The sequence below is a fragment of the Streptomyces sp. NPDC055243 genome, from assembly GCF_044544025.1.
Lineage (GTDB): Bacteria > Actinomycetota > Actinomycetes > Streptomycetales > Streptomycetaceae > Streptomyces.
The window spans coordinates 37194-63292 of sequence record NZ_JBITWR010000007.1; the positions used below are offsets into that span (position 1 = coordinate 37194).

General features: G+C 70.9%; 23 protein-coding genes. 19 read left to right on the forward strand and 4 right to left on the reverse strand.

Annotated elements, in window-relative coordinates; all coding sequences use genetic code 11:
* The first annotated feature begins 67 nt into the window (after positions 1-67).
* The 3 genes from ACIGXX_RS21140 to ACIGXX_RS21150 all read left to right on the forward strand — a co-directional run bounded on the left by ACIGXX_RS21140 (position 68) and on the right by ACIGXX_RS21150 (position 2194).
* A complete protein-coding gene (locus ACIGXX_RS21140; RefSeq protein ID WP_351162418.1) occupies positions 68-604 on the forward strand; it encodes an SAV_6107 family HEPN domain-containing protein in 537 nt (178 codons plus the stop codon).
* A gap of 127 nt (positions 605-731) precedes the next feature.
* Positions 732-1508, forward strand: coding sequence for a methyltransferase (locus ACIGXX_RS21145; RefSeq protein WP_351162416.1), 777 nt, complete (start codon positions 732-734; stop codon positions 1506-1508).
* 272 nt (positions 1509-1780) lie between these two features.
* A complete protein-coding gene (locus ACIGXX_RS21150) occupies positions 1781-2194 on the forward strand; it encodes a DUF3040 domain-containing protein (protein ID WP_351162414.1) in 414 nt (137 codons plus the stop codon).
* 145 nt (positions 2195-2339) lie between these two features.
* Here ACIGXX_RS21150 and ACIGXX_RS21155 read toward each other — a convergent pair whose 3' ends face one another.
* From ACIGXX_RS21155 to ACIGXX_RS21170, 4 genes are all read right to left on the reverse strand, one after another.
* Positions 2340-4772, reverse strand: a complete 2433-nt coding sequence (locus ACIGXX_RS21155) for a DUF3488 and DUF4129 domain-containing transglutaminase family protein (protein WP_399977687.1) — start codon at positions 4770-4772, stop codon at positions 2340-2342.
* Between the two features lie 52 nt (positions 4773-4824).
* Entirely contained in the window at positions 4825-6192 is a 1368-nt protein-coding gene (locus ACIGXX_RS21160) for a DUF58 domain-containing protein (RefSeq protein ID WP_351162410.1), read from the reverse strand.
* Complete coding sequence (locus ACIGXX_RS21165) at positions 6192-7211, reverse strand: MoxR family ATPase (RefSeq protein ID WP_351162408.1); 1020 nt, start codon at positions 7209-7211, stop codon at positions 6192-6194. Before ACIGXX_RS21165 ends, ACIGXX_RS21160 begins: the two co-directional genes overlap by 1 nt.
* A gap of 225 nt (positions 7212-7436) precedes the next feature.
* Complete coding sequence (locus tag ACIGXX_RS21170) at positions 7437-8057, reverse strand: beta-class carbonic anhydrase (RefSeq protein WP_383819462.1); 621 nt, start codon at positions 8055-8057, stop codon at positions 7437-7439.
* Between the two features lie 358 nt (positions 8058-8415).
* Between ACIGXX_RS21170 and rsmH the strand changes: the two genes are divergently transcribed.
* From rsmH to ACIGXX_RS21250, 16 genes are all read left to right on the forward strand, one after another.
* Positions 8416-9372 (forward strand): 16S rRNA (cytosine(1402)-N(4))-methyltransferase RsmH, encoded by a 957-nt coding sequence (rsmH, locus tag ACIGXX_RS21175; RefSeq protein ID WP_351162404.1) that lies wholly within the window; start codon positions 8416-8418, stop codon positions 9370-9372.
* Between the two features lie 48 nt (positions 9373-9420).
* Complete coding sequence (locus ACIGXX_RS21180) at positions 9421-9978, forward strand: hypothetical protein (protein WP_366462273.1); 558 nt, start codon at positions 9421-9423, stop codon at positions 9976-9978.
* 5 nt (positions 9979-9983) lie between these two features.
* A complete protein-coding gene (locus ACIGXX_RS21185; RefSeq protein WP_351162400.1) occupies positions 9984-11942 on the forward strand; it encodes a penicillin-binding protein 2 in 1959 nt (652 codons plus the stop codon).
* Positions 11943-11961: 19 nt separating this feature from the next.
* Positions 11962-13614, forward strand: a complete 1653-nt coding sequence (locus ACIGXX_RS21190; protein ID WP_351162398.1) for a UDP-N-acetylmuramoyl-L-alanyl-D-glutamate--2,6-diaminopimelate ligase — start codon at positions 11962-11964, stop codon at positions 13612-13614.
* Between the two features lie 4 nt (positions 13615-13618).
* Entirely contained in the window at positions 13619-15031 is a 1413-nt protein-coding gene (gene murF / locus ACIGXX_RS21195; protein ID WP_351162396.1) for a UDP-N-acetylmuramoyl-tripeptide--D-alanyl-D-alanine ligase, read from the forward strand.
* Positions 15028-16098: a phospho-N-acetylmuramoyl-pentapeptide-transferase gene (gene mraY / locus ACIGXX_RS21200; RefSeq protein ID WP_351162394.1), complete on the forward strand. Its 1071-nt coding sequence runs from the start codon at positions 15028-15030 to the stop codon at positions 16096-16098. Before murF ends, mraY begins: the two co-directional genes overlap by 4 nt.
* Positions 16080-17504, forward strand: coding sequence for a UDP-N-acetylmuramoyl-L-alanine--D-glutamate ligase (gene murD, locus ACIGXX_RS21205; protein WP_361463755.1), 1425 nt, complete (start codon positions 16080-16082; stop codon positions 17502-17504). The genes mraY and murD overlap by 19 nt, the downstream gene beginning before the upstream one ends.
* 81 nt (positions 17505-17585) lie before the next feature.
* Positions 17586-18908 (forward strand): putative lipid II flippase FtsW, encoded by a 1323-nt coding sequence (ftsW, locus tag ACIGXX_RS21210; RefSeq protein ID WP_351162390.1) that lies wholly within the window; start codon positions 17586-17588, stop codon positions 18906-18908.
* 6 nt (positions 18909-18914) lie between these two features.
* The gene (murG, locus tag ACIGXX_RS21215; RefSeq protein WP_361463752.1) at positions 18915-20009 is read left to right on the forward strand and encodes an undecaprenyldiphospho-muramoylpentapeptide beta-N-acetylglucosaminyltransferase; all 1095 of its coding nucleotides are present in this window, start codon (positions 18915-18917) and stop codon (positions 20007-20009) included.
* 34 nt (positions 20010-20043) lie between these two features.
* The gene (locus ACIGXX_RS21220; RefSeq protein WP_351162386.1) at positions 20044-20832 is read left to right on the forward strand and encodes an FtsQ-type POTRA domain-containing protein; all 789 of its coding nucleotides are present in this window, start codon (positions 20044-20046) and stop codon (positions 20830-20832) included.
* A 275-nt stretch (positions 20833-21107) separates the two neighbouring features.
* On the forward strand, positions 21108-22331 hold the full coding sequence (gene ftsZ / locus ACIGXX_RS21225; RefSeq protein ID WP_351162384.1) for a cell division protein FtsZ: 1224 nt from the start codon (positions 21108-21110) through the stop codon (positions 22329-22331).
* A 17-nt stretch (positions 22332-22348) separates the two neighbouring features.
* Positions 22349-23059 carry a peptidoglycan editing factor PgeF gene (gene pgeF / locus ACIGXX_RS21230; RefSeq protein ID WP_383819471.1) on the forward strand — a complete coding sequence of 237 codons (711 nt, stop codon included), beginning with the start codon at positions 22349-22351 and terminating at the stop codon, positions 23057-23059.
* A 6-nt stretch (positions 23060-23065) separates the two neighbouring features.
* A complete protein-coding gene (locus ACIGXX_RS21235) occupies positions 23066-23785 on the forward strand; it encodes a YggS family pyridoxal phosphate-dependent enzyme (protein ID WP_351162380.1) in 720 nt (239 codons plus the stop codon).
* Positions 23786-23910: 125 nt separating this feature from the next.
* Positions 23911-24555: a cell division protein SepF gene (locus tag ACIGXX_RS21240; protein ID WP_351162378.1), complete on the forward strand. Its 645-nt coding sequence runs from the start codon at positions 23911-23913 to the stop codon at positions 24553-24555.
* Between the two features lie 70 nt (positions 24556-24625).
* Positions 24626-24910 carry a YggT family protein gene (locus ACIGXX_RS21245; RefSeq protein ID WP_249590439.1) on the forward strand — a complete coding sequence of 95 codons (285 nt, stop codon included), beginning with the start codon at positions 24626-24628 and terminating at the stop codon, positions 24908-24910.
* A 46-nt stretch (positions 24911-24956) separates the two neighbouring features.
* The gene (locus ACIGXX_RS21250) at positions 24957-26054 is read left to right on the forward strand and encodes a DivIVA domain-containing protein (RefSeq protein WP_351162375.1); all 1098 of its coding nucleotides are present in this window, start codon (positions 24957-24959) and stop codon (positions 26052-26054) included.
* Positions 26055-26099 lie beyond the last annotated feature (45 nt).

The window sequence follows — 26099 nt, forward strand, 5'->3', positions numbered from 1 at the left end:
TCAGTGGCGTACTACACGATGTGCACATACGGCCACATAGCCGTTACGCGACGACAGGAGGTTCGTCATGGCCAGCACTTCCGCAGCAGCCGCACGTCGGCACCGCCCCGTCGGCCCCGCCCCCGCAGCCACCGGCCCCGCGAGCGACGTCCACCCCGTCCTGCGCCGGGCCACGGCCCCGCCCGCCGCACTCGAACTGCTCGCCCAGGCCCGCGCCGGCATCGACGAAGCCGCGCACCTGGAGACTCCGAACGAGCGCTACGCCACGGCCCACCTCGCCGCCCTGCGCACCGCCGCCGCCGTCCTCGCCGCCCGCGGCCGCCCCGAGGCGACCCCGCGACGCAGGCAGCGGATCCGCAGCGCCTGGGAAGTGCTCCCCGAGATAGCGCCCGAACTGACCGAGTGGAGCGCCCTGTTCGCCTCCGGCGCGGCGCGCAGGGCCCGCGCGGAGGCCGGCATACAGGGCGCGGCCACCGTCCGGGACGCGGACGACCTGCTGCGTGACGTGGCGATGTTCTTACGCCTCGTCGAGCGGATGCTGGTGCTCCAGCCCGTGCTGCCCCAGCCCAGGCAGGAGCCGCCGGACGCGACCCGGGACGGGTGACGGGGCAGTCGGCCGAAGGCAATAGGGTGGGAGCGCCCGCATCCTCCTGTCTGCGGCAAGAGCAGGCGGAGGGAACCCCCTAGCTCCGCCGCCGACATGCGGTGGACGCGCCGAGGAGTCAACTGCCGTGTCGGACCCGATGCGCCCCCGCGCTTCTCTCCGTACCGCCGTGGTCTGGGAGGTCCTCAAGGACGCCCTCGACCGCCGGGTCAAGGCCACGGGCCGGGAGTCACACTCCCTCGACGTGCTCGACACCGGAGGCGGCAGCGGCAACTTCGCCGTGCCCGTCGCCCGGCTCGGCCACCGCGTCACCGTCGTCGACCCCAGCCCGAACGCCCTCTTCGCGCTCGAGCGCCGGGCCGCCGAGGCGGGCGTCGCCGATCGGGTGCGCGGTGTCCAGGGCGACGTACACGGCCTGTTCGACGTCGTGGAGCGCGCCGGGTTCGACGCCGTCCTGTGCCACGGCGTCCTGGAGTACGTGGACGACCCCGCCGAGGGCGTGCGCAACGCGGTCGGCGCGCTGCGCCCCTCCGGCACCCTCAGCCTGCTCGCCGCCGGTCTGGGCGGAGCCGTACTCGCCCGGGCGCTGGCCGGGCACTTCACCGAGGCCAGGCAGGCGCTCGGCGACCCGGCGGGACGCTGGGGCGACGGCGACCCCGTGCCGCGGCGCTTCACCGCCGAGCAGCTCACCGACCTGGTCGAGGCCTCGGGCGTCAGGGTCGACGCGGTGCACGGAGTGCGGGTCTTCGCCGACCTCGTCCCCGGCGTCCTGGTGGACACCGAGCCCGGCGCCCTGGAGGCCCTCCTCAAGCTGGAGGCGGCCGCGGCGGAGCTCTCCGCCTTCCACTCCGTGGCCACTCAGCTGCATGTGCTCGGTGAGACCCGGGATGCCGACGAGGCCTGAAACCTGCCCGGCTGGCCGCTGATCAGCAGCGCAGCCGCACATGGAGTACGGCACATACCCCCCGAACGGGCTATGGGCGCCGTATGATCGAGGCAGACCGTCCGGCATGCCGGATCGGCCGCTGGGGAATGCACGCTTCAGCGAGCCGGAGCGGCAGGGCGGTCCGGTTTGGCGAAGTTGGCGCAGAGGGGCGGGTTTCACGGGGGCGATTCCCTGCCTATCCTGAAGGGGACCCCCGGTCGCCCCGGCGACTGCACGATGAGGAGGACTCCGTGCCGCTCTCGGAGCACGAGCAGCGCATGCTCGAGCAGATGGAGCGAGCGCTGTACGCCGAAGATCCCAAGTTCGCGACAGCGCTCGAGGGAAGCGGGCTGCGTACGTACACCCGGCGACGGGTCTACCAAGCGGTCGCGGGCTTCCTTGTAGGTATCGCCCTTCTCATGGCCGGAATGGTCGCCCAGCAGATCTGGGTGAGCGTGGTGGGATTCCTCGTCATGCTGGGATGTGCGGTGCTCGCCGTCACCGGATGGCGCAAAGCGCCCAAGCCAGGTGAACAGCCGGCCGCCGGTACGCCCACGGCACCGGGCGGCGCCCCGGCCGCACGTCGGCAGACCAGGCAGCGCCGGTCGATGATGGACCGGATCGAGCAGCGTTGGCAGCGTCGCCGCGACGAACAGGGCCAATGAGCTTCTAGCTTTTCGTTCTTCACAGCAGTTCACAGCAGTACGTACTGCTGCACGTAAGGGGTGACCGCCTGGGCGGTCACCCCTTACGCATGGGCTGCTCAGCGCCTGTAGCCCGCTGGCAGCCCCCTGCTCCTCCTGCCGCGACTCAGCCCTCCTGCTGCGACGGCTGGGACGGCCCCGAAGGCCTCCGCAGCGCCGTCCACCGCTTGGTGATCCGCTCCGACCACCGCTCCTTGAGAGCCGTCCAGCGGTCCGAGACCGCCCACACCACCCGTGCGGCCGAACGCGGGGCCAGTGTCGCGCGCAGCCGGGCCGGACGGCTGGAGGTGGCCTCCAGGCCGTCACAGACACGGCGCACGTCGTCGGCCAGGCCGGCCGTCGGCTGGGGCCGTGGCGCGTAGAGCACCTGTTCGACGGCGGCGGCCAGGCGGTGGACGGACTGCGCGGGTGCGTCGGCGAGCTGTCCGACGCGGACGATCCGGGCCGCCGCCTTGCGCGGGGTCTGCGACTCGTCCGGCGCGATCCCGTGGTCCCAGGCGGTGTCCGTCACCTCGAGCCAGGCGGCCAGGGTCCGTGCAGCCGCGTCCGCCTCCGTACGCCCTGGTGAGCCCAGGCGCACCGCGCGGATCCGCTTGCGCCACAGCATCGGCAGCAAGGGCAGGCCGAGCGCCACCAGCGCCCCCAGGGCGATGGCCACGATCATGCCGATCGGCGGCCCTTCGCCGCCCGAAGCGCCCGCGATCGCCGGGGCCGTGCTCGCGCAGCCGCCCTGCTTCTGCTGGTCGGGCGGGCAGCTCGTGGAGGCCGACGGCGCGTCCGACGGAGCCGCCGACTCGCTCGACTCGGGCGCCGCCGGGTCGCTCGCACCGTCGGAGGGGGTGTCCGGGCGCGTGTAGTCGGGCACCGTGCCGCGGTTCGGGGTCGGCTCGAAGCGGGTCCAGCCCACGCCCTCGAAGTACAGCTCGGGCCAGGCGTGCGCGTCCCGCAGACCGACCGACATCGAACCGTCCGCCTGCGCGGCACCGGGCGTGAAGCCCACCGCGACGCGCGCCGGGATGTCCAGCGTCCGCGCCATGGAGGCCATCGCGAACGAGAAGTGGACGCAGAAGCCTTCCTTCTGCTCCAGGAAGCGGGCTATCGCCGCCGGGCCGCTGCCCGCCCGTACCTGCGTGTTGTACGTGAAGCCGCCCTCCGAGGAGAACCAGTCCTGGAGCTTGACCGCCTTCTCGTAGTCGTTCGACGTGCCCTTGGTGATCCGGCGGGCCTCGGTCGCCACCACGGGCGGCAGCGATTCGGGCACCTTGGTGAACTCGTCCGCGAGCTGCTTGGGCGGCTCGGCGGCGCCCGCGAGCTGCTCGGCCGTCGGCTGCACGATCAGGCTCTTGACCTCGTACTGCGCGCCGCGCGTCGTCTGACCGCGGTCGCCCACCAGGGCGCGCCCCACCGGCTCGTACCGCCAGCGGCCGTTGATCTTGACCTCGCTCGCCGGATAAGGCATCGGCAGCCAGTTCTGCGCGTAGCCCTCGGCGGCCGAGATGTTCGTCTGGATCTCGCTCCTGGGGACGTCGGGGTAGAGCCCCGGCGGGTCCTCGAGGCGCGGAGGCACGTCCTCGATGCTGCGGACGGTGGTCTTCCAGGCCGTGCCGTCGAACTGGTCGAGAGAGACGATCCGCAGATAGAGGTTCTCGGTCTCCTTGGCGTTCGTCTTGTACGAGATGACCTCGCGGTCGTCCGGTTCGTTCAGGCTGTCCTGGAGCGCGACCAGCGGATTCACCGCGGAGATCGTGCCGCCACCGCCGGAACCCGAGCCCCCGGCGCCGCCGGAACCGTCGAGGAGCCCGCCGTCCAGGGCGGGCAGCGCGAGCGGCACCACCAGGGCGATGCCCAGCGCGACCGCGCCGATGCGCCGCCCCGTGCGGACCGGTGCGACCGCGCCGCTGTCGGTCTCCAGGCCTCCCGCGACCCGGCCGGGCGCACGCGCCGCGCCCCCGAAGACCCGCCCCCACTGGGAGAGCCGGTCCCGGCCCTCCGCCAGGAGCAGCAGCAGATACCCGGCGGCCGCGAGCAGGAACCACAGCCACCCCGCCCCGTCCCCGGAGAGCCCGGCGGCGACGGAGTACAGCGCGAGCAGCGGAAGCCCCGCGGGCGCCGCCGTACGGAAGGTCACCGCGAGGGCGTCCACCGCGAGGCCGATCACCAGGACGCCGCCGACCAGCATCAGCCGGATGCCGTCACTGAGCGGCGCCGGGATCGCGTACTGCCCGACGTCGTTGCCGCCCGCCTCGAGCAGCAGCCCGAACTCCCGGAACACCTCGGGGCCCGGCAGCACACCGGCGACGGCCTGCTCACGGGCGAAGACCAGGGTGAGCAGCAGCAGCGTCACCAGGGCCTGCACCGCGACCGTGACCGGCCGGGCCAGCGGGACGCGCCGGGTGAGCGCGCCCACGCCGCTCTGGAGCGCGAGCAGGATCGCCGCCTGGATGAACCACGTCGCCGGATCGACGAGCGGCAGCAGCGCCCCCGACGCCATCAGTGTGGCCGCCGTGGCACAGAGCGCCAGTCGCGTGCGCCCACTCATGCGGTTCCCCCTGTTGTCGTACGTGCTGTCGTACGTGCGCGGGCTCGGCCGCTCATCCCCAGCCCCCGGTCGTCGTCCCCGCCGCCGGAGCTGGGCCCGTGCTCGCCCGCAGATGGTCCGCCTGGCGCCACAGGTCCACCAGCGCGACCCCGGGAGGCACGGCCACGGCCGTCCAGCCCGCCTCGCGCAGCATCCGGACCCGCTCGTCGCCGGGGCCCGGGACGGCGCCGCCCGGGCCCTGGGCCCAGGCCGTGCTGTCCAGGACGAAGGCCACGGCGGCGCCGCTGCGCTGCCGCATCTTGGCGGCCACCGTCGTCTGCTCCTCGTCGAGGTCGCCGAAGAAGGCGATCAGCAGGCCTTCGTTGCCCCCGCGCAGCACGTCGTACGCGGGGGAGAGCCCCGCGCCGTCCGAGTGGTCGATCACCGCGAGGGTGTCCATCATCAGTCCCGCCGCGTCCGCCGACTCCTGGCTGGCGCCCGCGAAACCGTCCGAGCCCTCGCCGGGCACGGAGTTCCCGGTGTCGGTCAACAGCCGTACCGAAAAGCCCCGTTCGAGCATGTGCACCAGGGCGGACGCCGTGCCCGACACCGCCCACTCGAAGGCCGAGTCCGGACCCGCGCCCCGGAAGGCGTGCGCCCGGGTGTCCAGGAGCACCGTGCAGCGGGCCCGCTGCGGCTGCTCCTCGCGGCGCACCATCAGCTCGCCGTAGCGGGCCGTGGAGCGCCAGTGGACGCGGCGCAGGTCGTCGCCGTGGCGGTAGCCCCGCGGGATCACGTCGTCCTCGCCCGCCAGGGCCAGCGAGCGGTGCCGCCCGTCGCCGTACCCCTTGGCCTCGCCGGTGAGGCGCACCGGAGGCAGTGCCTCCACGCGCGGAATGACCGTCAAGGTGTCGTACGTCGAGAAGGAGCGGGTCAGTTCGCACATCCCGAAGGGGTCCGTCAGGCGGAGCTGGAGCGGACCCAGCGGATAGCGCCCCCGCAGGTCCGAGCGGACGCGGTAGGACACCTCGCGGCGGCCCCCCGCCTCCACCCGGTCGAGCACGAACCGGGGCCGTGGCCCCAGGACGTAGGGCACCCGGTCCTGGAGCATGAGGAGGCCCGTGGGCAGCCGCGAGACGTTGTCCATCCGCAGATGGACCCGGGCCTCCGAACTGGCGGGCACGCGCGCGGGGGAGAGCCTGCGGCTGCCCGCGACGCGGTAACGGGTGCGGTAGAGCACCGTCGCGCACACCAGCGGCAGGACGGCGAGCAGCAGCCCGACCCGGAGCAGATCACTCTGGCCCAGGACGTACGCGCAGACGGCGGCGGCGATCCCGGCCGCGAGGAACGAACGCCCGCGCGTGGTCAGACCCGCGAGCGCGGTCCGCAGTCCGCCCTTCCCCTCCTCGGCCTGCGCCGGCTGCGGCCCCCCGGCCGCCATCACAGCCTCCGTGCGCCGGGCGGCTGCTGGTTGAAGTAGCCGCTGCCCGGCTGCACGGCGGCCGGGACGGGCGTGCGCTGGAGGATCTCCAGGACGACCGATTCGGCCGTACGCCGGTTCAACTGGGCCTGCGCGGTGGGCAGCAGCCGGTGCGCGAGCACCGCCACGGCGAGGGCCTGGACGTCGTCCGGCAGGGCGAACTCGCGGCCGCTGAGCGCCGCGGACGCCTTGGCGGCCCGCAGCAGGTGCAGCGTCGCGCGCGGGGAGGCCCCGAGTCTCAGGTCCGGGTGGTTGCGGGTCGCCCCCACCAGTTCCACGGCGTACCGCCGCACGGTGTCCGCGACGTGGACCGTGCGGACCGCGTCGATGAGCTTCACGATGTCGTGCGCGTGCGCCACCGGCTGGAGGTCGTCCAGCGGCGAGACACCGCCGTGCACGTCCAGCATCTGCAGCTCGGCCTCCGGGTTCGGATAGCCGATCGAGACGCGCGCCATGAAGCGGTCGCGCTGCGCCTCGGGCAGGGGATAGGTCCCCTCCATCTCGACGGGGTTCTGCGTCGCCACCACCATGAAGGGGCTCGGCAGTTCGTAGGTCTGCCCGTCGATGGTGACCTGGCGCTCCTCCATGGACTCCAGGAGCGCGGACTGCGTCTTGGGGGACGCGCGGTTGATCTCGTCGCCGATCACGATCTGCGCGAAGATCGCGCCGGGCTTGAACTCGAAGTCCCGGCGCTGCTGGTCGAAGATGGACACACCGGTGATGTCCGACGGCAGCAGGTCGGGCGTGAACTGGATGCGCCGCACGGAGCAGTCGATGGACCGTGCAAGTGCCTTGGCGAGCATGGTCTTGCCCACGCCAGGCACGTCTTCGATCAGCAGGTGCCCCTCGGCGAGGAGCACGGTAAGCGAAAGCCGTACGACCTCTGGCTTGCCTTCGATCACACCCTCGACCGACCTGCGGACACGCTCCGCTGTGGCGGTCAGATCAGTGAGGCTCGCTCGATCGTCATAGGTCGTCACCCGGCCCTCCTCGGACACGTTCTCCGGGCCGACGCATGTGTGTGCGGCCCGGCCCACCCCGAATCACGGACACCACGCACGAATCGTTCAGCGTGGTGCCCACCCCGCATTCTTGTTGGGCATACCGGGTTGTGTCACTCGCCCGTGGATAACTGGCGGCGATATGTCGGGTCTTGCGGCCTTTTGGCCGTCGAGCCGGTCCGGAAAGGTCCGGTCCGGACCCGGTCACCCAGGGTCGATCTCCCGGAGCAGACCCGTGGTCACATCGAAGACGAATCCCCGCACATCGTCGGTGTGCAGGAGGAACGGCGAGGTCCGAACGCGCTGCATCGACTGCCGCACGTCCTGGTCGACGTCGCGGAAGGCCTCCACCGCCCAGGCGGGCCGCTGGCCGACCTCGAGCTCCAGCTCGTGCCGGAACTCCTCGGTGAGGCTCTCCAGACCGCAGCTGGTGTGGTGGATCAGTACGACGCTCTTCGTGCCGAGGGCGCGCTGGCTGATCGTCAGGGAGCGGATGACGTCGTCGGTGACCACGCCGCCCGCGTTGCGGATGGTGTGGCAGTCGCCCAGTTCGAGGCCGAGCGCGTCGTGGAGATCGAGGCGGGCGTCCATGCAGGCGACGACGGCCACGCCGAGCACGGGACGGGCGTCCATGCCGGGATCGGTGAAGCCGGCGGCGTAGCGCTGGTTCGCCTCGACGAGGCGGTCCGTGACGGTGCCGGCGGCTATGTCACCGCTCGGCTCTGCGGGAGTGCGGCCCGTAGGGGATGCGGAAGTCGACATGGCTATGACGTTAGTCGGCACTGATCGACCGGGCCCGCTGTGAGAAGGGACAAAGAACGTCAATGAGTCTTGTTGTGAGCTAACCCACAGAGCTGCGGTGCCTACCCCCGAACGGGTGACGAGGCACGTTCCACGGCTCGTCGAGGACCCGTCCGCGACGCGCAGGCCAGTTGATTGACCGGGCGACAGGGTGGACTAAAGTGACGCGAAGTGGGAGGGCCGTGACCTGCTCCCCGCTGGACAGTTCACACCGGGGATTCCCGAATCCCCCCGCGTGCGCGGCGCGTACGTACGGCTCGGCCTCCTCCCGCTCCCGGTCGGCTGACGCCACTTCCCCGGCGCCAGCAGGCCATTCCCCTTCCCGAGCGGGCGGGGACCCGGCCGTGCGCACGTCTCGCCGCGCCGGATCTGAGAGGGCCCTTTGAGCCAGACCCGACACGTCCCGGTGATGCTCCAGCGATGCCTGGACCTGTTGGCCCCCGCGCTCGCCGAGCCGGGCGCGGTCGTCGTCGACTGCACCCTGGGACTCGGCGGCCACAGCGAGGCGCTGCTGTCCACCTTCCCGTCGGCCCGCCTCATCGGCCTGGACCGCGACAAGGAGGCCCTGCGGCTCTCCGGGGAGCGGCTCGCCCCGTTCGGCGACCGGGCCGAGCTGGTGCACGCGGTCTACGACGAACTCCCCGAGGTGCTCGACCGGCTCGGCATCGCCAAGGTCCAGGGCGTCCTCTTCGACCTCGGCGTCTCCTCGATGCAGCTCGACGAGGCGGACCGCGGCTTCGCCTACGCGCAGGACGCGCCCCTGGACATGCGCATGGACCAGACGACCGGCGTCAGCGCCGCCGAGGTCCTCAACACGTACGCGCCGGGCGAACTGGTGCGCATCCTGCGCCAGTACGGCGAGGAGAAGCAGGCCAAGCGGATCGTGAGCGCCGTCGTGCGCGAGCGCGAGAAGGAGCCGTTCAGCAACAGCGCGCGGCTCGTCGAGCTGATCCGTGACTCCCTGCCGCAGGCCGCCAAGCGCACCGGCGGCAACCCCGCCAAGCGCACCTTCCAAGCCCTGCGCATCGAGGTCAACGGCGAGCTGAGCGTCCTGGAGGCGGCCATCCCGGCGGCCGTGAAGACGCTCGCCGTCGGCGGCCGCATCGCCGTCCTCTCGTACCACTCGCTCGAGGACCGCCTGGTCAAGCAGGTCCTCGCGGCCGGCGCCGCGACCACCGCGCCGCCCGGCCTGCCCGTCGTCCCCGAGCGCTACCAGCCCCGGCTCAAGCTCCTCACGCGCGGCGCGGAACTGCCCACCGAGGAAGAGGTCGCCGAGAACCGCCGGGCCGCCCCGGCACGGCTGCGGGGTGCGCAGCGCATCCGCGAGGAGACCCCGTGAAGCGCGCCCGCCGGGAGCATCCGTGATCGGCGTCCCTGAGGAGGCCCCATGAGCAAGAAGCCCGAGCTGCGCGGAAGGGCCGCCCGGCTCGCCCGGCTGCTGCCGTCGGGGCCGAGCCAGGCCGCGCGCACGCCGTTCGTCCTGCTCGTCGTGCTGCTGCTCGGCGGCGGTCTGATCGGCCTCCTCATCCTGAACTCCTCGCTCAACGAAGGCTCGTTCCAGCTGAGCGAACTCAAGAAGGAGACGACGGAGCTCACGGACCAGGAGCAGGAACTCCAGCGGGACGTGGACGCCTACGCGGCTCCTGACGCCCTCCAGCGCCGCGCCCGCGAGCTCGGCATGGTGCCGGGCGGCGACCCGGCCTTCCTGAACCCGGACGGCACCGTGCGCGGCGTTCCCGGAGCCGCCGAGCAGTCCGCGGCGGGGCCCGATCCGCGCCCGCAGGAGGTGGCCTCACCGGCCCCCTCGGTCTCGATCCCGGTGACGCCCGCCCCCGAACCGCTCCCGGCGTCCCCGGCGCCCGCCGCCACGGAATCGGCCCCCTCAGCTGCCCCGCCCACGCCCACCCCTTCCGCGAAGCCCGGCCCCACGACCTCCGGCAGGTGACGTAAGTGACGGACCGCCAACCCCCGCGACGCAGGGTCCCGGGTCCCGCGCGGCCCTCGCGCCCCGCCCGCCCCGGCCAGCAGCGCCGCACAGGAGGGGGAGCCGGGCCCGCCCGCCGCCCGCGCACGGCCGCCTCCAAGACCCGCACCATCCGGCTCGGCAGCCCGCGGCCCCGCCTGCGCATGGTGAGCCTCGGTCTGACCCTGGTGATGCTGGCCTTCGTCGTACGCCTCCTGCAGGTGCAGGCGGTGGACGCGAGCGTCTACACCACCAAGGCCGAGAAGAACCGCTACTTCAGCCACGTCCTGGCCGCCGAGCGCGGCGGCATCACCGACCGCCGCGGCGTCGAGCTGGCCGCCAGCGTGGACGCGTACGACATCACGGCCGACCCCACGATGTTCACGGCCAAGGAGATGGGCATCAAGGACGGGCCCGAGCAGGCCGCCGCGCTCCTCGCCCCGATCCTCGACAAGGACGTCGACCGGCTCACCGAGCAGCTCAAGACCCCCAAGACGCGCTACGTCCTGCTCGCGCGCCGGCAGACCCCGCAGGTCTGGAAGCAGATCAAGGACCTGCGCGGCGCGCTCGCCGACAAGGAGGGCACCGACAAGAAGAGCGCCAACGTCCTGGCGGGCGTCTTCCAGGACCCCAGCAGCAAGCGCGTGTACCCGAACGACACCCTGGCCGCCGGGATACTGGGCTGGGTCAACGCCGAGGGCAAGGGCGCGGGCGGCGTGGAGCAGCAGCTCGACAAGGAGCTCGCGGGCAAGGACGGCAAGATCAGGTACGCCCAGTCCGGCGGCCACCAGGTGCCGACCGCCGGCAGCACGGAGACGCCCGCCGTGCCCGGCTCGGACGTCGAGCTCACCATCGACCGCGACATCCAGTGGGCCGCCCAGAACGCGATCACCGAGCAAGTGGAGAAGTCCAGGGCGGACCGCGGCTACGTGATAGTGCAGGACAACAAGACCGGCGAGATCCTCGCGATGGCGAACTCGCCGGGCTTCGACCCGAACGACCTCTCGCAGGCCGACGGCACGGCACTGGGCAACGCCTCGCTCCAGGACGCCTTCGAGCCGGGCTCGACCGCCAAGGTCATGTCGATGGCCGCCGTCCTCGAGGAGAACGCGGCCACCCCCGGCACCCATGTCACGGTCCCCAACCGGCTGCACCGCGGCGACCGGCTCTTCAAGGACGACATCGACCACCCGACCTGGCACCTCACGCTCAGCGGCGTGCTCGCCAAGTCCAGCAACATCGGCACCATCCTGGCCACCGGCGAGCTGGGCAAGACCCAGAAGGAAGCCAACCGGTCGCTCTACTCCTACCTGCGCAAGTTCGGCATCGGCAGGGAGACCGGGCTCGGCTTCCCCGGCGAGACGTCCGGCATCTTCGCGCCCCCCGACAAGTGGTCCACCTCGCAGCAGTACACGATCCCGTTCGGCCAGGGCTTCTCGATCAACGCGATGCAGGCGACCTCCGTCTACTCGACCATCGCCAACGGCGGCGTACGCGTCGAGCCCACGCTGGTGCGCGGCATAAAGGGCCCCGACGGCCGCTTCACGCCCGCGCCCAAGCCCAAGAAGACCCGCGTGGTGAGCGAGAAGACCGCCAGGACCGTGTCGCAGATGCTCGAGTCCGTCGTCGACGACGAAGAGGGCACGGGCACCAAGGCCCGCATCGCCGGCTACCGGGTCGCGGGCAAGACGGGTACGGCCAACCGGGTCGACCCCGAGACCGGCCGGTACAAGGGCTACACCTCGTCGTTCGCCGGGTTCGCGCCCGCCGACAAGCCGCGCGTCACCGTCTACTGCGCCATCCAGAACGCCACCAAGGGCAGCTACTTCGGCGGCCAGATCTGCGGCCCCATCTACAAGGAAGTCATGCAGTTCGCCCTCAAGACGCTCCAGGTCCCGCCCACCGGCAAGGGCGCGGCCCGGCTCCCCGTCACCTTCGAACCCTGAGCCCCACCAGGACAAACCCGTGACAACGATCACCCCGCGGCCGGGGAACCAGCCCCCGCCACACCGCCCGCTTCGCCCAACAGCCGGTGCGCCCGGTACGCTCACCGCCGTGCCACACGCCGATCAGTCCCAAACCACCCAGAAGGGCGTTCCCGTGACATATCCGGGACCGCCGCGGCCGGTCCAGGTCTCCGCGACGCCGCTCGCCAGGATCGCCGATCAGCTGGGCGTCGCCGCCCCGGGCACGGGGGAGGTCAGCGGCATCACGCACGACTCCCGCGCGGTCCGGCCGGGCGACATCTACGCTGCCCTGCCCGGCGCCCGGCTGCACGGCGCCGACTTCGTCGCGCAGGCCGCCGACCTCGGTGCCGCCGCGATCCTCACCGACCCGACGGGCGCCGAACGCGCGGCCGTCACGGGCCTGCCGGTCCTGGTCGTCGCCGACCCGCGCGGCTCCATGGGGGAGCTCGCGGCCACGGTGTACGGCCATCCGGGGCGCGATCTGCTGCAGATCGGCATCACCGGAACGTCCGGCAAGACCACCACCGCCTACCTCGTCGAGGGCGGCTTCAAGGGCATCAAGTCGACCGGCCTCATCGGCACGGTCGAGATGCGCATCGGTGACGAGCGGATCAAGTCCGAACGCACGACCCCCGAGGCGACCGACCTCCAGGCGCTGTTCGCGGTGATGCGCGAGCGCGGCGTCGAGGCCGTCGCCATGGAGGTCTCCAGCCACGCCCTCGTGCTCGGCCGGGTGGACGGCTGCATCTTCGATGTCGCCGTCTTCAACAACCTCAGCCCGGAGCACATGGAGTTCCACTCCGACATGGAGGACTACTTCCAGGCCAAGGCGCAGCTGTTCACCAAACAGCGCTCCCGGCTCGGCGTGGTCAACTTCGACGACGAGTACGGGCGCCGGCTCATCACCGAGTCCGAGGTCCCCGTCACCACCTTCTCCGCCGAGGGCCACCCCGACGCCGACTGGCGAGCGGAAGGCGTCGAGGTGACGCCGTTCGACTCCACGTTCGTCGTGGTCGGCCCGAAGGGCGAGCGGATCACCGCGAAGTCCCCGTTGGCCGGTCCCTTCAACGTGGCCAACACGCTCTCCGCGATCGTCTCGCTGGCCGTCGCGGGGATCGACCCGCAGCAGGCCGCCGACGGCGTCGCCGCGGTGCCGGGCGTCCCCGGCCGCCTGGAGCGCATCGACGCGGGCCAGCCCTACCTCGCGGTCGTCGACTACGCCCACAAGACGGACGCCGTCGAATCGGTCCTGCGCGCCCTGCGCAAGGTCACCGAGAACAAGCTGCACATCGTGCTCGGCTGCGGCGGCGACCGGGACAAGACCAAGCGGATGCCGATGGGCGCCGCCGCGGCCCGGCTCGCCGACACCGCCGTACTGACCGCCGACAACCCCCGCGGCGAGGACCCCCTGGCGATCCTCGCCACGATGCTCGCCGGCGCCGCCGACGTGCCGGCCCACGAGCGCGGCGAGGTCGCCGTCTTCGAGGACCGCGCCGCCGCCATCCGCGCCGCCGTCGCCCGGGCCGAACCGGGCGACACGGTGCTCGTCGCGGGCAAGGGCCACGAGCAGGGGCAGGACATCGCCGGGGTGGTGCGTCCCTTCGACGACCGCCAGGTACTTCGCGAAGCTATCCAGCAAACCCAGGGATGAATCTGTGATCGCCCTCTCCCTCGCCGAGATCGCAACTGTCGTCGGCGGGCAGACGTACGACATACCGGATCCGTCCGTCCAGGTCACCGGACCGGTCGTCAGGGACTCCCGTGAAGTGGAGCCCGGCAGCCTCTTCGTCGCCTTCGTCGGTGAACGCGTCGACGGCCACGACTACGCGTCGGCGGTGGTCGAAGCGGGCGCCGCCGCCGTCCTGGCCTCGCGCCCCGTCGGCGTACCGGCCATCGTCGTGGACGACGTGCAGGCGGCGCTCGGTGCCCTTGCGCGGCACGTCGTGGAGCGCCTCGGCGCGACGCTCGTGGCGCTCACCGGCTCCGTCGGCAAGACCAGCTCCAAGGACCTGCTCGCCCAGGTCCTGCGGAGCAAGGCGCCCACGGTCTTCACGCCGGGCTCGCTCAACAACGAGATCGGCCTGCCGCTCACCGCCCTCAGCGCCACCGACGAGACGCGGTTCCTCGTCCTGGAGATGGGCGCCCGCGGAGTCGGCCACATCCGCTACCTCACCGGCCTCACCCCGCCGAAGATCGGCCTCGTGCTCAACGTCGGCACCGCCCACATCGGCGAGTTCGGCGGACGCGAGCAGATCGCAGAGGCGAAGGGTGAACTCGTCGAGAGCCTGCCCGCCGACGGCACCGCCGTCCTCAACGCCGACGACCCCCTCGTCCGCGCCATGGCTTCACGCACGAAGGCGCGCGTCCTGTTCTTCGGAGAGCGCGCCGACGCCGACGTACGCGCCGAGAATGTCCGGCTCACAGACGTCGGACAGCCTGCCTTTACGCTGCACACACCCTCCGGGTGCAGCGACGTGACCTTGCGGCTGTACGGTGAGCACCACGTGTCGAACGCGCTTGCCGCGGCCGCCGTCGCCCATGAGCTGGGCATGTCCGCAGACGAGATCGCCCGCGCGCTCTCCGAGGCGGGCACGCTGTCCCGCTGGCGGATGGAGGTCACCGAGCGCCCGGACGGCGTGACGGTCGTCAACGACGCCTACAACGCGAACCCCGAGTCCATGCGAGCCGCCCTGCGCGCGCTCGCGGCCATGGCCAAGGGACGTCGTACGTGGGCGGTGCTCGGTCACATGGCCGAGCTCGGTGACGAGGGGCTCGCCGAACACGACGCGGTCGGACGGCTCGCTGTCCGACTGAACGTGAGCAAGCTCGTGGCAGTCGGGGGCAGGGAAGCGTCCTGGCTCCAACTGGGCGCATACAACGAGGGTTCGTGGGGTGAGGAGTCGGTGCACGTGTCCGACGCACAGGCGGCGATCGACCTGCTGCGCAGCGAGCTGCGCCCGGGAGACGTCGTGCTGGTGAAGGCTTCCAGATCGGTCGGTCTCGAGCGGGTCGCCACGGCGCTGCTCGACGACTCCGCGTCGTCCGAGGGGCAGGTCGCCGGCCGATGAGGCAGATCCTCTTCGCGGGTGTGATCGGGCTCTTCCTGACCCTGGTCGGAACCCCGCTCCTTATCAAGTTCCTTGCCCGCAAGGGCTATGGGCAGTTCATCCGGGACGACGGCCCGCGCGAGCACCACAGCAAGCGCGGTACGCCGACCATGGGTGGCATCGCCTTCATCCTCGCCACGCTCATCGCGTACTTCCTCACGAAGGTCATCACGGGCACGGAGACCACGCTCTCCGGGCTCCTCGTGCTCTTCCTGATGGCGGGCATGGGCCTCGTCGGCTTCCTCGACGACTACATCAAGATCGTCAAGCAGCGCTCGCTCGGTCTGCGCGCCAAGGCGAAGATGGCGGGCCAGCTGATCGTCGGCATCGGCTTCGCCGTGCTCGCGCTCAACTGGCCGGACAACCGCAACCAGACCCCGGCCTCCACCAAGCTGTCGTTCGTCACGGACTTCGGCTGGTCGATCGGCCCGGTGCTCTTCGTGGTCTGGGCGCTGTTCATGATCCTCGCGATGTCGAACGGCGTGAACCTCACCGACGGCCTCGACGGACTCGCCACCGGCGCCTCCGTGATGGTCTTCGGCGCGTACACCTTCATCGGTGTCTGGCAGTACCAGGAGTCCTGCGCCAACGCGGTCACGCTGACCAACCCACAGGCGTGTTTCGAGGTCAGAGACCCACTCGACCTCGCCGTCGTGGCCTCCGCGCTGATGGGCGCCTGCTTCGGCTTCCTGTGGTGGAACACCTCGCCCGCCAAGATCTTCATGGGTGACACCGGCTCGCTCGCCCTCGGCGGCGCGCTCGCCGGACTCGCGATCTGCTCGCGCACGGAGATGCTCCTCGCCCTGCTCGGCGGCCTCTTCGTCCTGATCACGATGTCCGTCGTCATCCAGGTCGGCTCCTTCCGGATGACCGGGAAGCGCGTCTTCCGCATGGCGCCACTGCAGCACCACTTCGAACTCAAGGGGTGGTCCGAAGTCCTTGTGGTGGTCCGCTTCTGGATCATCCAGGGCATGTGCGTGATCGTCGGACTCGGCCTCTTCTACGCAGGATGGGCAGCCAAGAAGTGACCAGCTGGCAGGGGAAGAACGTCACCGTCGCCGGGCTCGGTGTCTCCGGTATCCCGGCGGCCCGCGTGCTGCACGGCCTGGGCGCGGTCGTCACGGTCGTCAACGACGGCGACGACGAGCGCTCCCGTACGCAGGCCGACGAGCTGGCGGCCGAGGGCATCACCGTCCGCCTCGGCGACGGGGCCACCCTGCCCGAAGGCACCGAACTGATCGTCACCACGCCCGGCTGGCAGCCGGACAAGCCGCTCTTCGCGGCGGCCGCCGCGGCGGGTGTCGAGGTGTGGGGCGACGTGGAGCTGGCCTGGCGCCTGCGCGGCCCCGATGCCGCGCCGTGGCTCGCGGTCACCGGCACGAACGGCAAGACCACGACCGTGCGCATGCTGGCCTCGATCCTGGAGGCGGCAGGGCTGCGCACCGCCGCCGTCGGCAACATCGGGGTCTCGCTGCTCGACGTCGTCACCGGCGACGAGCCGTACGACGTGCTCGCCGTCGAGCTCTCCAGCTACCAGCTGCACTGGGCGCCCTCGCTGCGCGCCCACTCCGCGACGGTCCTGAACCTCGCCCCCGACCACCTGGACTGGCACGGCTCCATGGAGGCGTACGCCGCCGACAAGGGCCGGGTGTACGAGGGCAATCAGGTCGCCTGCGTCTACAACGTCGCCGACAAGGCGACCGAGGACCTGGTCCGCGCGGCCGACGTCGAAGAGGGCTGCCGCGCCGTCGGTTTCACGCTGAACGCGCCCGCGCCCTCGCAACTGGGCGTCGTGGACGGCATCCTGGTCGACCGTGCGTTCGTGCCGGACCGCCAGAAGCAGGCGCAGGAGCTCGCGGAGATCTCCGACGTGCAGCCGCCCGCGCCGCACAACATCGCCAACGCCCTGGCCGCGGCCGCTCTCGCGCGCGCCTACGGCGTGCCGGCGACGGCCGTGCGCGACGGCCTGCGCGCCTTCCGTCCCGACGCCCACCGCATCGAACACGTCGCCGACGTGGCCGAAGTGGCGTACGTCGACGACTCCAAGGCCACCAACACCCACGCCGCGGAAGCGTCGTTGGCGGCGTACGAATCGATCGTCTGGATCGCGGGCGGGCTCGCCAAGGGCGCCACCTTCGACGAGCTGGTCACCAAGTCGGCCAAGCGACTTCGGGGTGTCGTCCTGATCGGCGCCGACCGCGCGCTGATCCGCGAAGCCCTGGCGCGACACGCGCCCGAGGTCCCGGTCGTCGACCTCGACCGGACCGACACTGGGGCGATGTCCGAGGCGGTACGGCAGGCGGCACGGCTCGCCGAGCCGGGGGACACCGTACTGATGGCTCCGGCCTGTGCGTCGATGGACATGTTCACCAACTACAACAAGCGTGGTGACGCGTTCGCGGACGCGGTCCGCGAACTCGGCGCGAGCGCCTGACGCGGGCCCCAGCGGTCCGGGGGCGCCCGGCACCCTTAGGAGGGCACGTGGCAGCGTCGTGGTGTCTCGGCGGGGGTCCTGATGGCAGGCAGTAGCGGGCGAGCGCCCACGCGCCTCGCACGGCGCCCCGCGCCGGTCCGTTCCGCGGGCGCGCCGCGCCCGCCGCGGGAGAATCCGGTGCGGCGGTCCTACACCCGGGCCAAGCGCGCCTGGGACCGGCCGCTGACCGCGTACTACCTCATCTTCGGCAGCAGCCTGCTGATCACCGTGCTCGGCCTGGTGATGGTCTACTCGGCGTCGATGATCCAGGCGCTGCAGCTTGACCTGCCCGCCGCGTACTTCTTCCGCAAGCAGTTCGTGGCGGCCGTGCTCGGCTCGATCCTGCTGCTCGTGGCCATGCGCATGCCCATCAAGCTGCACCGGGCGCTGGCCTATCCCATCCTCGCGGTGACCGTCTTCCTGATGGTGCTCGTGCAGGTCCCCGGGATAGGGCGCAGTGTCAACGGAAACCAGAACTGGATCTACCTGGGCGGCCCGTTCCAGCTCCAGCCCAGTGAGTTCGCCAAGCTCGCCCTGGTCCTGTGGGGCGCGGACCTGCTCGCCCGCAAGCAGGACAAGCGCCTTTTGACCCAGTGGAAGCACATGCTGGTGCCGCTCGTGCCGGTCGCCTTCATGCTGCTCGGACTGATCATGCTGGGCGGCGACATGGGCACCGCGATCATTCTCACGGCGATCCTTTTCGGTCTGCTCTGGCTCGCGGGGGCGCCCACCCGGCTCTTCGCGGGGGTGCTCTCGATCGCGGCCCTGCTCGGCGTGATCCTCATCAAGACCAGCCCCAACCGCATGGCGAGGCTCGCCTGCATCGGTGCCACCGATCCCGGTCCTGGCGACCAGTGCTGGCAGGCCGTGCACGGGATCTATGCCCTGGCCTCCGGCGGATTCTTCGGTTCCGGGCTCGGCGCGAGTGTGGAAAAATGGGGTCAACTGCCGGAACCGCACACCGACTTCATCTTCGCCATCACGGGGGAGGAACTCGGCCTGGCGGGGACACTGTCGGTGCTCGCTCTGTTCGCGGCTCTAGGCTATGCGGGTATCCGCGTGGCCGGACGCACGGAGGACCCCTTCGTACGGTATGCCGCGGGAGGCGTGACCACCTGGATCACGGCGCAGGCCGTGATCAATGTCGGTGCGGTGCTCGGTCTGCTGCCGATCGCCGGTGTCCCGCTCCCGCTGTTCTCCTACGGGGGTTCGGCCCTGCTGCCGACCATGTTCGCCATCGGACTCCTCATCGCCTTCGCGCGGGAGGACCCGGCGGCAAAGGCGGCCCTGGCCATGCGGCAACCTCGGGTGAGATGGAACACGATGAGACGGCGCGTCAAGGCGCGTTCGTCCGGAGAGCGGTGAATTTCGGTGCATGTCGTACTCGCCGGTGGGGGGACCGCCGGCCACATCGAGCCCGCGCTCGCCCTCGCGGACGCCCTGCGGAGGCAGGACCCGACCGTGGGCATCACGGCCCTGGGCACGGAGCGTGGTCTGGAGACCCGACTCGTACCCGAGCGGGGCTACGAACTCGCGCTGATCCCGGCCGTCCCGCTGCCGCGCAAGCCCACCCCTGAGCTGATCACCGTCCCGGGACGGCTGCGCGGCACGATCAAGGCGGCCGAGCAGATCCTGGAGCGGACGAAGGCGGACTGCGTGGTCGGCTTCGGCGGCTACGTCGCGCTGCCCGGGTACCTCGCGGCCAAGCGGACCGGGACGCCGATCGTCGTGCACGAGGCCAACGCGCGTCCCGGCCTCGCCAACAAGATCGGGTCGCGGTACGCCCACGGGGTGGCCGTCGCCACCCCGGACAGCAAGCTGCGCAACTCCCGCTACATCGGCATCCCGCTGCGGCACACCATCGCCACGCTCGACCGGGCCCGGGTCCGCCCGGAGGCGCGTGCCGCCTTCGGCCTCGACCCGAACCTGCCGACGCTGCTCGTCTCCGGCGGTTCGCAGGGCGCGCGGCGGCTCAACGAGGTCGTCCAGCAGGTCGCTCCGGTGCTCCAGCGCGCGGGGATCCAGATCCTGCACGCGGTCGGCCCGAAGAACGAAATGCCGTACGTCGAGAACATGCCCGGTATGCCGCCCTACATCCCGGTACCGTACGTGGACCGGATGGACCTCGCGTACGCCGCGGCGGACATGATGCTCTGCCGTGCGGGCGCGATGACCGTCGCCGAACTCTCCGCCGTCGGGCTTCCGGCCGCCTACGTCCCGCTGCCCATCGGCAACGGCGAACAGCGGCTGAACGCCCAGCCGGTGGTCAAGGCGGGCGGCGGACTCCTGGTGGACGACGCCGAACTGACGCCCGAGTGGGTGCAGGGCAACGTACTCCCGGTGCTCGCCGATCCGCACCGGCTGTACGAGATGTCCCGCGCGGCCTCGGAGTTCGGCCGCAGGGATGCCGACGACCTCCTCGTCGGCATGGTGTACGAGGCGATCGCGTCGCGCCGCAACGCGTGAGACGGCACTAGAAGGCACACAGAAGGCAGGGACCGTGGCCGGACCGACCACCGCCGAACGGCAGAAGCTCGACTCCGGCCCGCCCCGCACACCGCGCTCCCGCCTGCGCGTGCCGCGGACGCGCACCCTGGTCCTCTCGCTGATCGCCTTCGTGCTGGTCGGCGCGGGAGGCGTCTGGCTGCTCTACGGCTCGCAGTGGCTGCGCGTGGAGCGCGTGACGACGTCCGGCACCCGGGTCCTTACGCCCGAAGAGGTGCGCGAGGCCGCCGCGGCCCCGGTCGGCGCACCACTGATCTCGGTCGACACCGACGCCCTTGAGAACCGGCTGCGGAAGAAGCTTCCGCGGATCGATTCGGTCGACGTCGTCCGTTCCTGGCCGCACGGAATCGGTCTGAAAGTGACCGAACGCAAGCCGGTTCTCCTTATCGAAAAGGGCGGAAAGTTCGTCGAAGTGGACGCCGAGGGAGTGCGATTCGCCACGGTCGGTCACGCGCCGAAGGGTGTTCCGCTCCTGGAATTGACCCCGGATCAGGAGAACGCGGCGGCGAGTCTGCGCCGTTTCGACTCCCACCGCCTGCGGCGCGAGTCGGTACGGGTCGCGGGCGCGCTGCCGCCCGCGGTGGCCCGCGATACACGGTCCGTAAAGGTCCGTTCGTACGACTCGATCTCGCTGGAGTTGAGCCGCGGACGCACCGTAGCGTGGGGCAGCAGTGAGAAGGGCCGAACGAAGGCAAGCACACTCACCGCACTGATGAAAGCCGCCCCCAAGGCACGGCACTTCGATGTGAGTGTCCCCACCGCCCCTGCGTCATCGGCGAGTTGACGCATATCGTCGCAGGCCAGCACCCTGGTTCGGCAGCGCTACGGCTGATCACATAGGGTGAAAAGAAAAACGGGAGGTTCGGCGTGTTCGTTGAACGTGCGCCACTTGTCGACTTAGTGTCCTGTTCGGAAGAGTCCAAGGAACAGACACACTGGTAACCCTAAACTTCAGCGTTAGGGTTCGGGTCGGCGTTCGGACCGTCCCATTCGGCATCAGTCGTCGCGGCGCTTGACCGCGAGGCGGCGACACGTAACTCGAGGCGAGAGGCCTTCGACGTGGCAGCACCGCAGAACTACCTCGCAGTCATCAAAGTCATCGGTGTCGGCGGCGGTGGTGTCAATGCCATCAACCGGATGATCGAGGTCGGTCTCAAGGGCGTCGAGTTCATCGCCATCAACACCGACGCGCAAGCCCTGTTGATGAGCGACGCCGACGTCAAGCTCGACGTCGGCCGTGAACTCACCCGTGGCCTCGGCGCCGGAGCCAACCCGGCAGTCGGCCGCAAGGCGGCAGAAGACCACCGCGAGGAGATCGAGGAGGTCCTCAAGGGGGCCGACATGGTCTTCGTCACCGCCGGCGAAGGCGGTGGCACCGGCACGGGCGGCGCACCTGTCGTCGCCAACATCGCTCGCTCCCTGGGCGCGCTCACCATCGGCGTCGTCACCCGGCCGTTCACCTTCGAGGGCCGTCGTCGCGCCAATCAGGCCGAGGACGGGATCGCGGAGCTGCGCGAAGAGGTCGACACCCTCATCGTCATCCCCAACGACCGGCTCCTGTCCATCTCGGACCGGCAGGTCAGCGTTCTGGACGCCTTCAAGTCGGCGGACCAGGTCCTGCTCTCCGGTGTCCAGGGCATCACCGACCTCATCACGACCCCGGGTCTGATCAACCTCGACTTCGCCGACGTCAAGTCGGTCATGTCCGAGGCCGGTTCGGCCCTGATGGGCATCGGTTCGGCGCGCGGCGACGACCGCGCGGTGGCCGCCGCCGAGATGGCGATCTCCTCGCCACTCCTGGAGGCGTCCATCGACGGAGCGCGGGGAGTCCTGCTCTCCATCTCCGGCGGCTCCGACCTCGGCCTCTTCGAGATCAACGAAGCGGCCCAACTGGTCAGCGAGGCGGCCCACCCCGAGGCCAACATCATCTTCGGCGCCGTCATCGACGACGCCCTGGGCGACGAGGTCCGGGTCACCGTCATCGCGGCGGGCTTCGACGGCGGCCAGCCGCCGTCCAAGCGGGACACCGTCCTGAGCGCGTCGTCGGGCAAGCAGCGCGACGAACAGCCCGCGGCCACCAGCCGTCCGGCCGAGTCCCGTTCGCCGTACGGCGGTCTGGGCAGCGTCACGTCGCACGACGAGCCCTCCACCCCGGAGCCCGTCGAGGTGACTCCGGTGAACGAGACCCCGTCCGCGCCCGTGGCCCCGCCGCAGGTGCCGCCGGCCCGTCCGTACTCGGACAGCCAGGCCGAAGAGCTGGACGTGCCGGACTTCCTGAAGTGATAAGCAAGCACAGCACTGTGAGCGGCGCGCACTTCGCCTTCACCGACAGGTGGGGCGGGGTGAGCGCCGTTCCGTACGAAGAGCTCAATCTCGGCGGCGCGGTCGGCGACGACCCCCGGGCCGTGCGGACGAACCGCGCGCTGGCCGCCACGTCGCTGGGCATCGACCCGGCGCGGGTCGTCTGGATGAACCAGGTGCACGGCCCCGACGTCGTCGTGGTCGACGGACCCTGGGGTTCCGACGCCGAGATCCCGGCGGTCGACGCCGTGGTGACCGCCCGCCGGGGCCTGGCCCTGGCGGTCCTCACCGCGGACTGCACGCCCGTCCTGCTCGCCGACCCGGTCGCCAAGGTCGCGGCGGCGGCCCACGCGGGACGGCCGGGCATGCTGGCGGGGGTCGTCCCCGCCGCCGTCGAGGCGATGGTGAAGCTGGGCGCGGACCCGGCCCGTGTCATCGCCCGCACCGGACCCGCCGTCTGCGGCCGCTGCTACGAAGTGCCCCAGGAGATGCGGGCCGATGCCGCCGCGATCGAGCCCGCGGCGTACGCCGAGACGAGTTGGGGCACTCCGGCGGTCGACGTGACCGCGGGGGTGCACGCCCAGCTGGAGCGGCTCGGGGTGCGCGACCGGGAGCAGTCGCCGGTGTGCACCCTGGAATCCGGTGACCACTTCTCGTACCGCCGCGACCGGACCACCGGTCGTCTCGCGGGCTATGTCTGGCTGGACTGATAGGGCATGACGGACCGTAAGTCTCAACTCGCCGCAAATCTGGCGGAGGTCGAAGAGCGCATCGCCGCGGCGTGCGCGGCGGCCGGGCGCAAGCGGGAGGAGGTGACCCTGATCGTGGTCACCAAGACCTACCCCGCGAGCGATGTGCGGATTCTCTCGGAGCTCGGTGTGCGCCATGTCGCCGAGAACCGTGACCAGGACGCGGCCCCCAAGGCCGCCGACTGCGCGGATCTTCCCCTTGCCTGGCACTTTGTGGGTCAATTGCAGACCAACAAGGTCCGTTCTGTGGTCGGTTATGCCGATGTGGTCCAGTCCGTGGACCGTCCCAAGCTCGTCACGGCCCTGTCGGCGGGCGCCGTGCGCGCGGAGCGGGAGCTCGGCTGTCTGATCCAGGTCGCCCTCGACGCCGAGGAGAACGGGCGGGGCGAGCGCGGGGGCGTTGGCCCCGGCGGCATCGAAGAGTTGGCCGGACTCGTGGCGCGGGCCCCGGGGCTGCGGCTCGACGGTCTGATGACCGTGGCGCCGCTCACCGGTCCGTACGCGGGGCGGCAACAGGCGGCGTTCGAGCGGCTGATGGAATTCTCAACCCTCATGCGCGCGGCTCATCCGGCTGCGAACATGGTGTCGGCAGGGATGAGTGCGGACCTCGAACAGGCCGTGGCGGCCGGAGCGACACATGTGCGCGTCGGTACGGCGGTACTCGGAGTCCGACCCGGGCTCGGGTAACGTCGCCAAGAAGTCGGACCACAGCAGAAAATATGGTCATTCTCGCTGTTGGGCGGGGAGACCTCGTGGATCGCGGGCAGTTGGTTGACGACAGCCGATCCACCACAGAGCGGAGGACTCAGAGCATGGCCGGCGCGATGCGCAAGATGGCGGTCTACCTCGGCCTCGTGGAGGACGACGGGTACGACGGTCCGGGGTTCGACCCCGATGACGAGTTCGAACCCGAGCCGGAGCCCGAGCGGGACCGCCGGCGGCATGAGCCGCCCCACCAGTCGCACCAATCCCGTCAGGCACACGTGCCCGAAAGGGACGAATCGGTACGAGTGGTACAGCCCCCCGCACAGCGTGAGCCGGTCGCCCATTCCGCTTCGCTAGCCGCGGAATCCGGACGTCCGGCACGAATCGCCCCCGTGGCATCCATCACACCTGAACGCCAGAGCCTGGAGAAGAACGCACCGGTGATCATGCCCAAGGTCGTGTCCGAGCGGGAGCCCTACCGCATCACCACGCTGCACCCGCGGACGTACAACGAGGCCCGTACCATCGGGGAACACTTCCGCGAGGGCACTCCGGTGATCATGAATCTGACCGAGATGGACGACACGGATGCGAAGCGACTTGTCGACTTTGCCGCCGGTCTCGTGTTCGGTCTCCATGGCAGCATTGAGCGAGTGACGCAGAAGGTGTTCCTGTTGTCGCCTGCTAACGTCGATGTAACGGCGGAGGACAAGGCTCGCATCGCAGAGGGCGGGTTCTTCAACCAGAGCTGAGACGTAAGTGACGCAGTAACGCAGAACCGGCAGACGCAGCACGAGTAACAGGGGAGAGGGAACCGCGAACATGAGCGTGGTCTTGCAAGTGCTTTACATCGCGCTGATGTGCTTCCTCATCGTGCTGATCTTCCGGTTGGTCATGGACTACGTCTTCCAGTTCGCCCGCTCATGGCAACCCGGCAAGGCGATGGTGGTCGTTCTGGAGGCCACCTACACTGTCACTGATCCACCGCTCAAGCTTCTGCGGCGGTTCATTCCGCCGCTGCGTCTCGGGGGCGTGGCGCTCGACCTGTCCTTCTTCGTACTGATGATCATCGTCTACATCCTGATCACCGTCGTGAGCGGCTTGTGAACGATACGGTCTTGCCGAATGCCGACGACTACGTTGAGGTGAAGAGATGCCGTTGACCCCCGAGGACGTGCGGAACAAGCAGTTCACGACCGTCCGCCTCCGAGAAGGCTATGACGAGGACGAGGTCGATGCCTTCCTCGATGAGGTCGAAGCCGAACTGACTCGCTTGCTCCGCGAGAACGAGGACCTGCGCGCCAAACTGGCCGCAGCGACCCGCGCCGCTGCGCAGAACCAGCAACAGGGCGGGATGCGAAAGCCTCCGGAACCCCAGGACCAGCGCGGTCCGGGCGCCCCGGTGCCCGCCGCAATATCGGGCCCGCAGCCGGTGCCGCCGCAGCAGCAGCACCCGCAGCAGCACCAGCAGATGGGCGGTCCGCCGCAGCTTCCCGGTGGTGCGCCGCAGCTGCCCGCAGGCCCCAGTGGGCACGGCCCGCAGGGTGGTCCGCAGGGACCCGGCCCGATGGGTCAGGGTCCGATGGGCGGCCCCATGGGCGGTCCCATGGGCGGCCACGGTCCGCAGATGCCCCAGCCCGGTCAGGGCCCCGGCGGCGACAGCGCCGCGCGTGTGCTCTCCCTGGCACAGCAGACCGCCGACCAGGCGATCGCGGAGGCCCGTTCCGAGGCCAACAAGATCGTCGGCGAGGCCCGTTCGCGTGCCGAGGGCCTCGAGCGTGACGCCCGTGCCAAGGCCGACGCCCTGGAGCGGGACGCGCAGGAGAAGCACCGCGTGGCGATGGGCTCCCTGGAGTCCGCTCGCGCCACGCTGGAGCGCAAGGTCGAGGACCTGCGCGGCTTCGAGCGCGAGTACCGCACGCGTCTGAAGTCCTACCTGGAGTCGCAGCTCCGTCAGCTGGAGACCCAGGCCGACGACTCGCTGGCCCCGCCGCGGACGCCGGCCACGGCTTCCCTTCCGCCGTCCCCGGCGCCTTCCATGGCACCGGCCGGCGCGGGCGCCCCGTCGTACGGCGGCAACCAGTCGATGGGCGGCAACCAGCAGAACGCCGGTCCGTCCTACGGCGGCCAGCAGCAGATGTCCCCGGCGATGACCCAGCCGATGGCGCCGGTGCGGCCGCAGGCCCCGCAGCCCATGCAGCAGGCCCCGTCGCCGATGCGTGGCTTCCTCATCGACGAGGACGACAACTGACGGCCGTTTCCACGCCTTAGGCGTCGGCAGCGTTCAGGGCGAGGC

What these genes read in the sequence shown, in the direction of transcription:
- ACIGXX_RS21140 (WP_351162418.1), top strand. Translation starts at nt 68, where the DNA reads ATGGCCAGCACTTCCGCAGCAGCCGCACGTCGGCACCGCCCCGTCGGC.
- ACIGXX_RS21155 (WP_399977687.1), bottom strand. Translation starts at nt 4,772, where the DNA reads ATGAGTGGGCGCACGCGACTGGCGCTCTGTGCCACGGCGGCCACACTG.
- ACIGXX_RS21160 (WP_351162410.1), bottom strand. Translation starts at nt 6,192, where the DNA reads ATGGCGGCCGGGGGGCCGCAGCCGGCGCAGGCCGAGGAGGGGAAGGGC.
- ACIGXX_RS21180 (WP_366462273.1), top strand. Translation starts at nt 9,421, where the DNA reads ATGAGCAAGAAGCCCGAGCTGCGCGGAAGGGCCGCCCGGCTCGCCCGG.
- mraY (WP_351162394.1), top strand. Translation starts at nt 15,028, where the DNA reads ATGAGGCAGATCCTCTTCGCGGGTGTGATCGGGCTCTTCCTGACCCTG.
- murD (WP_361463755.1), top strand. Translation starts at nt 16,080, where the DNA reads ATGGGCAGCCAAGAAGTGACCAGCTGGCAGGGGAAGAACGTCACCGTC.
- ftsW (WP_351162390.1), top strand. Translation starts at nt 17,586, where the DNA reads ATGGCAGGCAGTAGCGGGCGAGCGCCCACGCGCCTCGCACGGCGCCCC.
- ACIGXX_RS21235 (WP_351162380.1), top strand. Translation starts at nt 23,066, where the DNA reads ATGACGGACCGTAAGTCTCAACTCGCCGCAAATCTGGCGGAGGTCGAA.
- ACIGXX_RS21240 (WP_351162378.1), top strand. Translation starts at nt 23,911, where the DNA reads ATGGCCGGCGCGATGCGCAAGATGGCGGTCTACCTCGGCCTCGTGGAG.
- ACIGXX_RS21245 (WP_249590439.1), top strand. Translation starts at nt 24,626, where the DNA reads ATGAGCGTGGTCTTGCAAGTGCTTTACATCGCGCTGATGTGCTTCCTC.
- ACIGXX_RS21250 (WP_351162375.1), top strand. Translation starts at nt 24,957, where the DNA reads ATGCCGTTGACCCCCGAGGACGTGCGGAACAAGCAGTTCACGACCGTC.